This is a genomic window from Pseudoalteromonas phenolica (genome assembly GCF_044788725.1).
Lineage (GTDB): Bacteria > Pseudomonadota > Gammaproteobacteria > Enterobacterales > Alteromonadaceae > Pseudoalteromonas > Pseudoalteromonas phenolica_C.
In genome coordinates, this window is sequence record NZ_CP173161.1 from 950,960 (window position 1) to 965,326 (window position 14,367).

Consider the following 14,367-nt stretch of genomic DNA (forward strand, 5'->3'; position numbering starts at 1 on the left):
TTTTAGTTTTATGGCTCAAAAAAGTAGACCAAAATATCAACGGCAATTAAGACGATGATCACCCACTCTAAAAAAGCAGAGTGTTTATGGTTTTGCTCAGTGCTGAGCATATCCAGTAGCGTATGAATGGTATCGAGCTTTTTCTGTAAAATTTGAATGCGTGGTAAAAAGTCTAAGTACTTACTTAATTGCTGATAAAGCCCTTCAAGGTTAGGGTTGTCCCAAAAAAATTCTGGCGTATCGAGCAAGTTAAAATGCAAGTTAATATCTGTACTGGTTTTAAATAACGCGCCTCTTAACTTAGCGAGTTGCTTGCGAGTAAGAGGCACGATACCTGTTTCAGCTAGAGTTTCAGACAAGTAAGCGTTATCGTTGATCACAGTTTGTGCTTGCTCTTCAAAAAACTCTAATTTAGCTGATTGTGCAAAGGCATGACTGAGCGCCAGTTTAGTCATACTGTCGGTATTGTCTAAATAGAGGCAATCATCTTTTATATAGAAAGAGTCAGTATCTGTCTGCTTATAAATGTAATGTTCAATACTCGGCCTATGAATAGGCTCAATTACTAAGTCTTCTATTTTAGCAATGAGTTTACTTAATTCATCTTGGTTAAAGTTCCAACACACTAAAACCGCATAATCAAAAAGCCACGCTTGTTTTTTACCAAGGGTTAGCCCATAGGCGTCTTTTATTTGTTTGGCACCATAATGATCGACTAATTTAATTTGGGCTTTTTCTTTATCAATACTGTGCCCTAGTAAGGTAATTACCAAACGATTTTCTAACTGAGTTTGCTCAGACATTGCTTGACTCCATCGTCAAAGACTTGGCCAAAATGGCGCTTCTTTTCTCGCGCATTTATAGACTGAAATTTATGCAATAGAAATAGTAAGCAGAGGTTTTTAGTGATTTATTTTATTGTCGTGACGACAAAAAATAACAGTTGGACTTGAGGGGGGTCATACCGTTAAATGCGCGCAATTAAGCCAGTCCTATACATTGATTTTTTTAAGGGTAGAAATGAAAGACAACTCAGCGATTGAGCAAGTTCGCGCAAGTTACAACGTACCACATTGGAGCCAAGGGTACTTTGATATAAACGACTAAGGTGAGTTAACTGTGTCGCCAGATACGGCAAACCCTAACCACGCGGTGAGTTTATCTAACATTGCCGAACAAATTCAGCAGCGCGGGTTATCTTTACCAGCTTTGGTTAGATTTCCACAAATTTTACACCATCGTGTACATAGCTTATGTAATGCATTTAATCGTGCCATTGCCTCTTACGGTTATGAAGAAAAGTACCTATTGGTTTATCCAATAAAAGTAAACCAACAACGTGAAGTGGTTGAAGAGATTTTAGCCAGTCAAGCTGAGCAAAGTGAGAAGCAGCTTGGTCTAGAAGCGGGCAGTAAAGCTGAGCTATTAGCGGTACTGGCGATGGCACAAAAAGTCAGCTCTGTGATTGTGTGTAATGGTTACAAAGATCGCGAGTACATTCGTCTTGCTTTGATCGGTGAAAAGCTAGGCCACAAAGTGAATATCGTACTCGAAAAGCGTTCTGAGCTAGAGATGGTGCTAGAAGAAGCCTACAAACTTGGCGTGACACCACGCTTAGGTATTCGTGTGCGTTTAGCATCTCAAGGCAAGGGTAAATGGCAGGCAAGTGGTGGCGAAAAATCAAAATTTGGTTTGTCGGCTTCGCAAGTGCTGAGCGTATTGTCGCAGTTAAAAGCCAAAGACATGCAAAGCACATTACAGCTCGTACATTTCCACTTAGGTTCACAAATGGCGAACATTCGTGATGTTCGTACAGGTGTCAGTGAAGCGGCACGTTTTTACTGTGAGCTACGTCGTTTAGGCGCAAACTTAACCTGTATGGATGTGGGCGGTGGTTTAGCGATTGACTACGACGGCACACGCAGTCAGTCAAGTAATTCGATGAATTACTCGCTTGCTGAATACGCCAATAACATCGTGTACACAATCGGCGATGTGTGTAAGCAGTATGAACAGCCTATGCCGATGATTATTTCGGAGTCGGGTCGCGCGTTAACAGCGCACCATGCGGTTTTGATCACCAATGTGATTGGCACTGAATCTTACCAAGTCGAAACAGTGGCGTCGCCTGATGAGCAAGCGCCTCAACTATTAAAAAATATGTGGCACTCATGGTTACAACTCAATAATCGTGTTGATGAGCGCGCGCTTATCGAAATCTATCACGATTGCATGAGCGACTTGGCAGAAGTGCATGCGCAATTTGCAATGGGCTTACTTAACCTAGAACAAAGAGCATGGGCTGAGCAGTTATCGCTACGTATTAACTATGAGTTAAAGCAGTTACTCGATAGCAAAAACCGTTTCCATCGCCCGATCATGGATGAGCTGAGTGAGCGACTAGCCGATAAGTTTTTTGTGAACTTCTCGCTATTTCAATCATTACCAGATGCATGGGGTATCGATCAGGTGTTCCCGGTTATGCCTTTATCTGGATTAGCTGCGCAACCAGAGCGCAGAGCGGTATTACTCGATATCACCTGTGATTCTGATGGCACCGTTGATCAGTACGTTGACGGTCAAGGCATAGAGACCACTTTGCCAGTGCCAAATTGGCAAGCAGACAGTCCTTACTTAATGGGCTTCTTCTTAGTCGGTGCGTATCAAGAAATTTTAGGTGATATGCACAACCTATTTGGTGATACGCACAGTGTGGTTGTGACCATGGACGAGCAAGGGCAAAGTCATATTGTTGAGATTAACGAAGGTGATAGCGTAGAAGACATGCTGCGTTATGTTCACTTAGATGCCAACGAATTTAGACAAGCGTTTGCCCAATTGGCAGAAAACAAATTACCAGAATCAGAGCGCGCACATGTACTGGCTGAGCTAGACATGGGCTTAAAAGGTTATACCTATTTAGAAGATGTATAAAGGTAACGAAATGCATACTGTGTTTGAAAAAGATAATTGCATGTTGTTTGGCAATGCCATGACTTTTATGCGTCGTCCTTTGGTTTTAAACCCGCTCACTGTTGAAGCCGATGTGGTGGTATTGGGGTTGCCTTATGATATGGCAACATCAGGACGCTCAGGCGCGAGAATGGGCCCTGACGCGATGCGTAAAGCCTCGACGAATTTGGCTTGGGAAGATACCCGTTATCCTTGGCAATTTGCGCTTAATGAACACTGTAATGTGGTAGACGCAGGTGACTTAACTTATATGTCGGGCGATAGCAGCGATTTTACCGAAAAAGTAGAAGCGGCGGCGACGAGTATTCTTGAGCAAGGTAAGAGTATGCTAAGTTTTGGCGGCGATCATTTCGTGACTTTGCCGCTGTTGCGCGCACATGCAAAGAAATTTGGCAAAATGGCACTGGTGCACTTTGATGCTCATACCGACACTTACTCGAATGGCAGTGCCTATGATCATGGCACCATGTTTTTCCATGCGCCAAATGAAGGTTTGATCGATAAACATCGCTCAGTACAAGTGGGGATCAGAACCAATTACAGCGAAGCAGATCATGGTTTCACTGTAATTGATGGTCAGCAGGGTAATGAATTAAGCGCCAATGCAATTGCTGAAATTATCACAAACACAGTAGGAGATTTACCGGTTTACTTAACTTTTGATATTGATGCGCTCGATCCTGCTTTTGCACCAGGTACAGGTACGCCAGTATGCGGTGGCTTAACCACTGATAAGGTCTTAAATATTTTAAGAGCGTTAAAGGGTCTTAATCTAGTTGGCATGGATGTGGTCGAAGTAGCGCCAGCATACGACAACTCAGAAGTAACTGCATTAGCAGGGGCAAGTATTGCGCTAGAGCTACTGCATTTATGGACTTATAAGCACAAATTAAACCATGCTTAATTCGCAATTAATGTGCAGTTTAGTTACTTAAAAAATTAGTAGCCCGATTAAATTCGGGCTTTGTTTAAGTTGAGGTTTTAATTAAATACTTTGGCAATATTTCTCGCCTAAGATCAGATCTCCATCTACACTTATCTTCAATAAAAAGCCGATTAAAAATTAAGTAATTCACCTGATTGAATCGATATCAGTGTCGGGTTGAAATAGCTCCTCTTAAAAAGGTGAGACATTTTCATGGGTGAAAATGGACAGGTTTTAAATAACGATAAGCGCCTGTTAGTTTTTCTATCTCTCATATTTGTTTGTGTAGGTTTTGGCCTATCAAAATTTACATTCTACGTACAAGTGATCCCAATCTGGTTGCCTGCAGGGCTCGCCTTAGCTGGGTGTTATTTATTTGGTCGCACATTTGCTGTTATCACTTTACTGGGGACTTTTTTATATAATTTTTCTGCCACGCCTGATTACATCACTAATGCGTCTACGCTTGAGCGAGCCGGGCAAAATATCCTCATCGCGCTGGGCGCAACCAGTCAGGCGTATATAGGTAGCTGGCTGTTATTGCGTTGGGGAGATCCCTTAAGGGCAAAGCATCAACTCAGTATTTTGAAGTTTGTATTGAAAATGGTCAGTTAGCGCTAGAAGCCATTGAAAAAAATGCTTTTGACGTAGTTTTTATGGACTGTCAAATGCCTGTTTTAGATGGCTATGAAGCGGTCAAACAACTTCGCTTAGTAAAGCAATTCGCAACCTTACCTGTTTTTGCTTTAACAGCCGATGCGGATACTGATAGTAGAGAAAAGGCTTTAGCGTCGGGCTTTACGATACATGTTGCAAAGCCCCTTACCATTGAAAAGCTTAAACAGTGTTTAAGTACCTTAAAATGCTAATTTTGACTTTGTCATGCTAGAAGGCTGGCAAAGCGCCTGCAATTTAGGTTATGTTGTTTTTTCACACAATGCTGAGTAAAGGCTGTATGAAACATCTGGCATTCTATTCATTTTTATTATTTATGAGCATAAGTGCTTTTGAGGTGCGCTCTGAAAGCGAGTTGCGTTTTGTCGCCGAAGATCTCTATCCATTACATTTCATTGACGATGCAAAACACCCGCAAGGTTTTTTAGTCGACTTGGTCGAAGCGGTATTACTCGAATGCCAATGTAAAGGGCGCGTCGAAATTATGCCGCAAGCTCGCGCTTTTAAGGAGCTTCGAACTGACGAAAATACCTTAATGATGTCGCTTTTAAAAACGCCAAAACGAACAAGTGAGTTTGAATTTTTAGGCACTGTTTTTTATGCCCATGCTTATTTAATTGGACTAAAAAGTAAAAAGTTTAATTTAACCAATTTAAAAAGTGCACAAGACTTCAGAGTGAGTACTGTGAGGGGGTATTACAGCCAATCTTTCTTACAACAAGCGGGTTTTTCTACAGACTATAACTTAGTTCTTGCCCCTGAACCTGCTAGCTTACTGCAGATGCTTTATAAAAATCGGACAGATTTGGTACTAACCAATACTTTGCACCTTGAAAAAGAGTTGCAGAGTATTGGGTTAGATCCGACGCAGATAGAGAAAAAGTTGAAGTTAAGTGATTTTCCTAATGAACTGCATTTTGTTGCCAATCATCGTTTGCATTCGGATCTTATCTCAAGATTAAAACACGCTTTACAAAAGGTGAAAGTTTCGCCCATTTACCCTTCGTTGCTTGAAAAGTGGCAGCTAAAACTGAGTGAGTAAGGAGTGTTTCTACTTTAATCTTTCAAAAAATATGAACTGATAATTGCCAACAATGACAGGCTGCTGAACATCAGGATAAGTGAGAGCGCCCCTAGCTGCTCTGCTAACAAGCCAGCACTTCCCAATATCAACAGTACAACTCCAGTAAACGTATTGCCCACTGCAACATAGTCGGTTCTTTTATTGCCCTCGGCTAAATTCACTAGATAAGTTTTACGGCCTAAACGCACACCCTGATGTGCCACACTCAAGATAAAATACAGCAGTGGTAAAAACCAAACGGAGCTAAAAATCTGAGGTGTAAATACATGCGCAACATAAAGGGTGACTGCATTTATTGCCACCAGGGCAGAACTTAACGCCATGACACGTTTACTCGATAAGTCACTTAAGCGCCCCCAGATTGGTGCTGAAACTAAACTAGCAGCGCCAGATACCAGCATAAATATCGCCAGAACAGCAAAATCGAATGCTTGCTCTGAGGCAAGTACTATGTAAAACGGGGCGCTCAAAGCTGAGCAAAGTAGCAATGTACGCGTCAGTAAAAATAGCGCAAAGTTGCTATCTTCATAAATCATCCGAAACTTGCTTAACGCTGCTTTTAAGCCGTTTTTTCCGCCATCAGTCGCGCCTTTATATTCGTTTATTTGCCCATAACTCAAGGCTGCTAATAACCACATAACAGCAGCTAAACCTAATGCCCATAAGATAGTTTGATCTTGTTGACTGTCTGAAAATATGAAAAACAGCCCAAACAACACTGTTGCTAAGCCAGATAAACTAGCGGTTAAGCCACTTAAATTGCCTCTTTGTGTTTTAGGAATGGTTTTGCCCAGTACGTCTTTGGCGGCAATTGAGTTAAAACCTCTGGCCAAAGAGAAGATAATGAGCGTGCCAATAATAGCAATACCCGCTTCATAACCGCTTAAAGTAAAGCTTATCGCAATCAATGACATCATGCATAAGGCTTGAGTCAGGGAGCCAAATACCCATACCCACTTTCGTAGTGGTAGTTTTCTGATGAAACTTGCAATAGCAAGCTGAGGTAACAGTGAGCCAGATTCTCGTATCGGCACCAGCCACGAAATAAAAACAGCGGGCACTTGTAAGCTTTGTAGTAGCCAAGGCAAAGTCACTTTTGGATTGAGCAATGCATCAGCAAATTGGCTAAACAGCTGGCTAAATAGCGTCAATATGAAGTTATGAGGGACGACTTTACAGGCAGAATCATCAAGTGGCTTACAGGCCCTGGCATCTTCTTCATTACTGAGTAGCTTAAAGAGGTTGTCTTTATAGTTTTTCATTTATATTCCTCAATCTCCTTGCCGACACTTCTAAATACTCGTTTCTTTTTTAACTTAACCACAATACGTCAGTTAAGTAAAAATGATCGCTTTAAATTTTGGTACACCAAGCTGGTGGCATAATAAAAAAACGCTAATGGTCAGACCACTTTAATTTGTACTGTGGTTTTTCCTAAAGTTGTATAAAGTTTAGACTTTGGTTGTAGAAAAGCTGTGGTTAAACCGTGCAGAATTTTGACAGTATCGCGGGTTTTTGATAGTGTAATGCGCAAATTTGGTATTACCAATTTACCTTTTGGTTAAGATTACCTAGCAATGAGATGTTAGATGGTCTTTTCAACATGCTTAAATTCGGCGTTTGATCAATGTCTTTAAAGATAAAAGCAGCAAAATTATCCGATGTTATTTTAGAGCAACTTGAGAATATGATCCTTGAGGGCTCTTTAATGCCAGGTGAAAAGTTGCCTCCAGAAAGGGAGCTTGCGAAGCAGTTTGAGGTTTCACGACCTTCTCTTCGAGAAGCAATTCAGAAGCTTGAGGCAAAAGGACTCGTGACACGTCGTCAAGGCGGCGGAACGTATGTAAAGAATCAATTAGAACAGGGGCTCACTGATCCGCTGTTTGACTTGATCAGTAAGCATCCAGAATCACAATTTGATTTACTGGAGTTTCGTCATGCACTAGAAGGGATCGCGGCATATTATGCAGCGCTTCGCGGAACTGACACTGACTTTGAGAAAGTTCAGCAAAGTTTCGACAATATCGCCGATGTGCACGGGGACCTAGAGCAAAAAGCACAAGCAATCAATGCATTTCATTTTGCAGTGGCTGAAGCATCACATAACGTGGTGCTACTACACCTCGTTAAAGGCATGCAGTCTTTGCTGGAGCAAAATGTATTACAAAACTTACAAGTTTTGGTGCAGAAGAACGACGTCAGTGAACAGCTTGCTGAGCACCGTAAATTGTTGATGGATGCTGTTATAGAAGGCAATCCAGAGCAAGCACGATTAGCCAGTAACGCGCACTTAGCGTTTATTGAAGAAGCATTACTTGAAGCGGACAAAGAACGTTCGCGGATCGCACGTAGTTTAAGACGTACCAGTAACAATCGAGTTCGTTAAGATTAACCAGAAGTAATTAAATTCGTATTTTAAACATAAGGAACACTCCATATGTCTGAAGTCAATAAAATTGACGTAGACGCGTTAGAAACCCAAGAGTGGTTACAAGCGCTTGAGTCTGTAGTAAAAGAAGAGGGCGTTGAACGCGCTCAATACCTATTAGAGCAAGTACTAGAACAAGCTCGTCTTGATGGCGTTGATATGCCAACAGGTATTACTACAAACTATGTAAATACTATTCCAGCAGATCAAGAACCTGCATACCCAGGTGACACAACAATTGAACGTCGTATTCGTTCAATTGTTCGTTGGAATGCGATCATGATCGTTTTACGTGCGTCTAAGAAAGACTTAGAGCTAGGCGGCCACATGGCGTCTTACCAGTCTTCGGCTGCATTCTATGAGATGTGTTTCAACCACTTCTTCCGTGCACCAAACGAAAAAGACGGTGGTGATTTAGTTTATTACCAAGGTCACATTTCACCCGGTATCTACGCACGTGCTTTCCTAGAAGGTCGTTTAACAGAAGAGCAACTAGATAACTTCCGTCAAGAAGTAGATGGTAAAGGTATCTCTTCATACCCACACCCGAAGTTGATGCCTGAGTTCTGGCAGTTCCCAACTGTATCTATGGGTCTAGGTCCAATTGCATCAATCTACCAAGCACGTTTCCTTAAGTACCTAGAAGGTCGTGGTCTAAAAGAGACTAATGAGCAGCGCGTTTATGCGTTCTTAGGTGACGGTGAGATGGATGAACCAGAATCACGTGGTGCAATTTCTTTCGCTGCGCGTGAGAAGCTAGATAACCTATGTTACCTAATTAACTGTAACCTTCAGCGCCTAGACGGCCCAGTAATGGGTAACGGTAAGATCATTCAAGAGCTTGAAGGTCTATTTAAAGGTGCTGGCTGGAACGTCATTAAAGTAGTTTGGGGTTCTGGCTGGGATCTACTTCTTGCGAAAGACACCTCAGGTAAGCTTTTACAGCTTATGAACGAAACAATCGACGGTGATTACCAGACTTACAAGTCAAAAGACGGTGCTTACGTGCGTGAACACTTCTTTGGTCGTTACCCGGAAACTGCAGCACTTGTTGCAGATATGACTGATGACGAGATCTTCGCGCTTAAGCGTGGTGGTCACGATACGTCTAAGCTTTTCGCAGCTTACAAAGCAGCGCAAGAGACAAAAGGCCGTCCTACTGTAATCCTAGCTAAAACGGTTAAAGGTTACGGCATGGGTGAAGCAGCTGAAGGTAAAAACATTGCGCACCAAGTTAAGAAAATGGACATGACGCACGTTGAACACCTTCGTTCACGTCTTGGCCTTGAAGACTTGGTATCTGACGAGCAAATCAAAGACCTACCATACTTGAAGCTTGAAGAAGGCTCTGCAGAGTACGAATACTTACATGCGCGTCGTAAAGCACTACACGGTTACACGCCACAGCGTTTACCTAACTTCACGCAAGCACTAGAAATTCCAACGCTAGAGCAATTTAAGCCACTTCTAGAAGAGCAAAAGCGTGATATCTCTACGACTATGGGTTATGTACGTGCGCTAAATATCTTATTAAAAGATAAAGGCGTAGGTAAAAACATCGTACCTATCATTGCGGATGAAGCACGTACCTTTGGTATGGAAGGTTTATTCCGTCAAATCGGTATTTATAACCCGCATGGCCAGAACTACACGCCTCAAGACCGTGATATCGTTTCTTACTACAAAGAAGCAACATCAGGTCAGGTACTTCAAGAAGGTATCAACGAGCTAGGTGCAATGTCTTCATGGGTTGCTGCAGCAACATCATACTCGACAAATGATCTGCCGATGATCCCATTCTACATCTACTACTCTATGTTCGGTTTCCAACGTGTTGGCGACATGGCGTGGATGGCGGGTGACCAACAAGCGCGTGGTTTCTTACTAGGTGCAACGGCTGGTCGTACAACCCTTAACGGTGAAGGTCTACAGCACGAAGACGGTCACTCGCACATTCAAGCGGGTACTATTCCTAACTGTATTTCTTACGACCCAACATTCGTATTTGAAGTCGCGGTAATCCTACAAGACGGTATTCGTCGCATGTACGGTCCAGAGCAAGAAAACGTGTTCTACTACCTAACTCTAATGAATGAGAACTACGCACAACCTGCAATGCCAGAAGGTGCGGAAGAAGGTATTCGTAAGGGTATTTATAAGCTTGAAGACAACGCTGGTGACAAAGCACACGTTCAGCTAATGGGTTCAGGTACTATCTTAAACGAAGTACGTAAAGCAGGTCAGATCCTAAGCGAAGAATATGGTATCGGTTCTGACGTATTCTCAGTAACCTCATTCAATGAGCTTGCGCGCGACGGTCAAGACGTTGAGCGTTTCAACATGCTTAACCCAACAAGCGATGCAAAAGTACCTTACATCACAACTGTATTAGGTGAGTCTCCAGCAATTGCTGCAACTGACTATATGAAAAACTATGCAGAGCAAGTACGTGCATACATGCCAAGCGCATCGTACAAAGTACTTGGTACTGATGGTTACGGTCGTTCAGACAGCCGTGAAAACTTACGTCGTCACTTCGAAGTAAATGCAGGTTACGTAGTAGTCGCTGCACTTACAGAGCTTGTTAAGCAAGGTAAAGTTGACGCATCAGTTGTTGCTGACGCTATCAAGAAATTTGATATCGACACAACGAAAACTAACCCACTATACGCATAAGAGGCAGATAGAATGGCAATCGAAATTCATGTTCCAGACATTGGTGCGGATGAGGTTGAAGTAACTGAGATCCTAGTTAACGTAGGTGACACAGTTGAAGTTGATCAATCTCTTATCACTGTTGAAGGTGATAAAGCTTCAATGGAAGTGCCAGCTGCGCAAGCGGGTACAGTGAAAGAAATTAAAGTAGCTGAAGGCGACACTGTTGCAACTGGCTCTTTAATTATGATTTTTGATGCTGCGGGTGATGCACCTGCAGCAGCCGAGCCTGAAGCACCAGCAGCCCCAGCGGCTGCACCTGCTCCAGCAGCGGCATCTGAATTAAAAGAAGTTCACGTACCAGACATCGGTGGTGACGAGGTTGAAGTAACTGAGATCATGGTTGCTGTAGGCGACGTGGTTGAAGCTGACCAATCAATCTTAAACGTAGAAGGCGACAAGGCTTCTATGGAAGTACCAGCACCATTTGGCGGTACAGTTAAAGAAATCAAAGTTGAAGTTGGCGGTAAAGTATCAACGGGCTCGCTAGTATTCGTATTTGAAACTGGTGCATCTGCGCCGGCAGCTGTTGAAGCGGCTCCTGCTGCAGCGCCTGCTCCAGCAGCGGCGGCAGAACTAAAAGAAGTTCACGTACCAGACATCGGCGGTGACGAAGTTGAAGTAACTGAAGTCATGGTTGCGGTAGGCGATGTGGTTGAAGCTGACCAATCAATCTTAAACGTAGAAGGCGACAAGGCTTCTATGGAAGTACCAGCACCATTTGCAGGTACTGTTAAAGAAGTGAAGGTTGAAGTTGGCGGTAAAGTGTCGACTGGTTCATTGGTATTTGTATTTGAAACGCAAGGCTCTGCACCAGCTCCTGTAGCTGCGCCTGCACCTGCAAAAGCGGCTCCAGCTGCACCTGCGGTAAAACCAGCGCCAGCAGCGGCACCTGCAGCTTCAGCACAAAAAGATGAATTTGTAGCGAACGACCAATACGCACATGCATCACCTGTAGTTCGTCGTCTAGCGCGTGAGTTTGGTGTAAACCTAGCGCGCGTTAAAGGTACGGGTCGCAAGAACCGTGTACTTAAAGAAGACGTACAAAACTACGTGAAAGAGTTAGTGAAGCAAGTTGAATCAGGTCAGCTATCTAAGGGTGGTAACACTGGTGGTGGCGAGCTAAATCTAATTCCTTGGCCAAAAGTAGACTTCAGCAAGTTTGGTGAAGTTGAAGAGAAGAAACTTTCTCGTATTCAAAAGCTTTCTGGTGCAAACCTTCACCGTAACTGGGTACAGATCCCACATGTTACGCAATTTGACGAAGCAGACATCACCACGCTAGAAGCATTCCGTAAAGAGCAGAATGTACTGGCTGAGAAGAAGAAAATGGGCGTGAAGATCACGCCACTAGTATTCGTAATGAAAGCCGCGGCTAAAGCACTAGAAGAGTTCCCAACGTTTAACTCATCACTGTCTGAAGATGGCGAAAGCTTAATTCTTAAGAAGTATGTAAACATTGGTATCGCAGTAGATACACCAAATGGTCTAGTTGTTCCTGTTGTTCGTGATGTGAACAAAAAAGGCATCATTGAGTTATCTCGCGAGTTGATGGAAATTTCTAAGAAAGCACGTGAAGGTAAACTAACTGCATCTGATATGCAGGGCGGTTGTTTCACGATTTCTAGCCTAGGTGGCATCGGTGGTACTGCGTTTACACCAATCGTAAACGCACCAGAAGTTGCTATCTTAGGTGTGTCTAAGTCTGACATGAAGCCTAAGTGGAATGGTAAAGAGTTTGAGCCGCGCCTAATGGTGCCGCTAAGCTGTTCATACGACCACCGTGTAATTGACGGTGCGTTAGCAGCACGCTTTACTGCAACACTTGCAGCTTACCTAAGCGACATTCGTCAGCTGGTAATGTAAAACTCAAAAATCCCACTGATTTTCAGTGGGATTTTGTTTGTATCCTCTGATACAATCGACGCACACTTTTTTAGTCTGCCCCTTGTTCCTCCTGACAAATGGATGACATGGCAGTGAGTATAACGAGTAGGGCAACGCCAATTTGGCATAACCCGTTCGCAAAATATTAAGGTTAAAACATGAGCAACGAGATCAAAACTCAAGTTGTTGTACTAGGCGGTGGTCCTGGTGGTTACTCTGCAGCTTTCCGTGCTGCTGATTTAGGTTTAGACGTTACACTTATCGAATCACGTAACACTCTAGGTGGTGTTTGCTTGAACGTAGGTTGTATCCCTTCAAAAGCATTACTTCACGTTGCTAAAGTAATCGACGACGCGAGCGAAATGGCATCTCACGGTGTTACTTTCGGTGCTCCACAAATCGACCTAGACAAAATCCGTTCTTGGAAAGAGTCTGTAATCGGTCAATTAACTGGTGGCTTAGACGGCATGGCGAAGATGCGTAAAGTTAACGTTGTTAACGGTTACGGCAAATTCACAGGTGCTAACACTATCGCTGTTGAAGGTGAAAACGGTACTACAACTGTTACTTTCGACAATGCAATCATTGCTGCGGGTTCTCAGCCTGTAAATCTACCTTTCATCCCAGAAGATGAGCGTGTAATCGATTCAACTGGTGCCCTTGAGCTTAAAGACGTACCTGAGAAGCTACTTGTATTAGGTGGTGGTATCATCGGTCTTGAGATGGGTACTGTTTACCGTGCGCTAGGTTCACAAATCGACGTTGTTGAATTTGCTGATCAACTAGTACCAGCAGCTGATAAAGACATCATCAAGATTTACCAAAAATACGTTAAGAACAAGTTCAACGTAATGCTTTCTACAAAAGTAGTGGCTGTTGAAGCGAAAGAAGATGGTCTATACGTATCATTCGAAGGCAAGAACGCTCCAGCTGAGCCAGTACGTTACGACAAAGTACTAGTAGCTGTAGGTCGTACACCTAACGGTAAACTACTTGACGCTGAAAAAGCGGGCGTAGCTGTTGACGAGCGTGGCTTCATCAATACTGACAAGCAAATGAAGACAAACGTAAACCACATCTTCGCGATTGGTGATATCGTTGGTCAACCAATGCTTGCGCACAAAGCAGTTCACGAAGCTCACGTTGCTGCTGAAGTTATCTCTGGTCAGAAGCATTACTTCGATCCTAAATGTATTCCTTCAATTGCATACACAGATCCAGAAATCGCTTGGGTTGGTGTAACTGAGAAAGAAGCAAAAGAGCAAGGCCTTAACATTGAAACTGCGGTATTCCCGTGGGCTGCATCTGGCCGTGCAATCGCTTCAGCACGTACTGAAGGTTCAACTAAGCTTATCTTCGATAAAGACTCAGGTCGCGTTATCGGTGGTGCTATGGTTGGTATCAATGCAGGTGAAATGCTTGGTGAGATCGGCCTAGCGGTAGAAATGGGTGCAGACGGTGAAGACCTAGCGCTTACTATCCACGCTCACCCAACGCTGAACGAGTCAATCGGTCTAGCTGCTGAAATCTTTGAAGGTTCAATCACTGACCTACCAAACAAGAAAGCAGTTAAAAAGAAGAAGTAATTCTTTGATTTAAAGCTTTAAAAAACCCGCTTCGGCGGGTTTTTTGTTTTTAATCCCTCAAAATGATTGAATATTATTGAGGTTTGGCACTAAT

The 14,367-nt window shown here is 43.2% G+C and carries 10 protein-coding genes and 1 pseudogene; 9 read left to right on the forward strand and 2 right to left on the reverse strand.

What is annotated here, in order from left to right; genetic code table 11:
• Positions 1 to 8: 8 nt before the first annotated feature.
• A complete protein-coding gene (locus ACH784_RS04505; RefSeq protein WP_404393805.1) occupies positions 9 to 803 on the reverse strand; it encodes an RMD1 family protein in 795 nt (264 codons plus the stop codon).
• 217 nt (positions 804 to 1,020) lie between these two features.
• On the opposite strand from ACH784_RS04505, the pseudogene speA reads away from it, so the two are divergent.
• The 5 genes and pseudogenes from speA (at position 1,021) to ACH784_RS04530 (ending at position 5,615) form a co-directional block, all read left to right on the forward strand.
• Positions 1,021 to 2,934 (forward strand): annotated as a pseudogene (gene speA, locus ACH784_RS04510) (biosynthetic arginine decarboxylase).
• Positions 2,935 to 2,944: 10 nt separating this feature from the next.
• Entirely contained in the window at positions 2,945 to 3,877 is a 933-nt protein-coding gene (speB, locus tag ACH784_RS04515; protein ID WP_404393806.1) for an agmatinase, read from the forward strand.
• 234 nt (positions 3,878 to 4,111) lie between these two features.
• Positions 4,112 to 4,513, forward strand: coding sequence for an MASE1 domain-containing protein (locus tag ACH784_RS04520; RefSeq protein ID WP_404393807.1), 402 nt, complete (start codon positions 4,112 to 4,114; stop codon positions 4,511 to 4,513).
• Complete coding sequence (locus ACH784_RS04525; RefSeq protein ID WP_404393808.1) at positions 4,444 to 4,767, forward strand: response regulator; 324 nt, start codon at positions 4,444 to 4,446, stop codon at positions 4,765 to 4,767. Before ACH784_RS04520 ends, ACH784_RS04525 begins: the two co-directional genes overlap by 70 nt.
• 86 nt (positions 4,768 to 4,853) lie before the next feature.
• The gene (locus ACH784_RS04530) at positions 4,854 to 5,615 is read left to right on the forward strand and encodes a transporter substrate-binding domain-containing protein (protein ID WP_404393809.1); all 762 of its coding nucleotides are present in this window, start codon (positions 4,854 to 4,856) and stop codon (positions 5,613 to 5,615) included.
• Between the two features lie 14 nt (positions 5,616 to 5,629).
• Here ACH784_RS04530 and ACH784_RS04535 read toward each other — a convergent pair whose 3' ends face one another.
• Positions 5,630 to 6,919: an MFS transporter gene (locus ACH784_RS04535; protein ID WP_404393810.1), complete on the reverse strand. Its 1,290-nt coding sequence runs from the start codon at positions 6,917 to 6,919 to the stop codon at positions 5,630 to 5,632.
• Positions 6,920 to 7,284: 365 nt separating this feature from the next.
• Here ACH784_RS04535 and pdhR point away from each other — a divergent pair, with 365 nt between their 5' ends.
• The 4 genes from pdhR to lpdA all read left to right on the forward strand — a co-directional run bounded on the left by pdhR (position 7,285) and on the right by lpdA (position 14,273).
• Entirely contained in the window at positions 7,285 to 8,043 is a 759-nt protein-coding gene (gene pdhR / locus ACH784_RS04540; protein WP_138567073.1) for a pyruvate dehydrogenase complex transcriptional repressor PdhR, read from the forward strand.
• 51 nt (positions 8,044 to 8,094) lie between these two features.
• Entirely contained in the window at positions 8,095 to 10,761 is a 2,667-nt protein-coding gene (gene aceE, locus ACH784_RS04545) for a pyruvate dehydrogenase (acetyl-transferring), homodimeric type (RefSeq protein WP_404393811.1), read from the forward strand.
• Positions 10,762 to 10,773: 12 nt separating this feature from the next.
• Positions 10,774 to 12,666 carry a pyruvate dehydrogenase complex dihydrolipoyllysine-residue acetyltransferase gene (aceF, locus tag ACH784_RS04550; RefSeq protein ID WP_404393812.1) on the forward strand — a complete coding sequence of 631 codons (1,893 nt, stop codon included), beginning with the start codon at positions 10,774 to 10,776 and terminating at the stop codon, positions 12,664 to 12,666.
• Positions 12,667 to 12,845: 179 nt separating this feature from the next.
• Positions 12,846 to 14,273, forward strand: a complete 1,428-nt coding sequence (lpdA, locus tag ACH784_RS04555) for a dihydrolipoyl dehydrogenase (RefSeq protein ID WP_138482652.1) — start codon at positions 12,846 to 12,848, stop codon at positions 14,271 to 14,273.
• Positions 14,274 to 14,367: the final 94 nt, after the last annotated feature.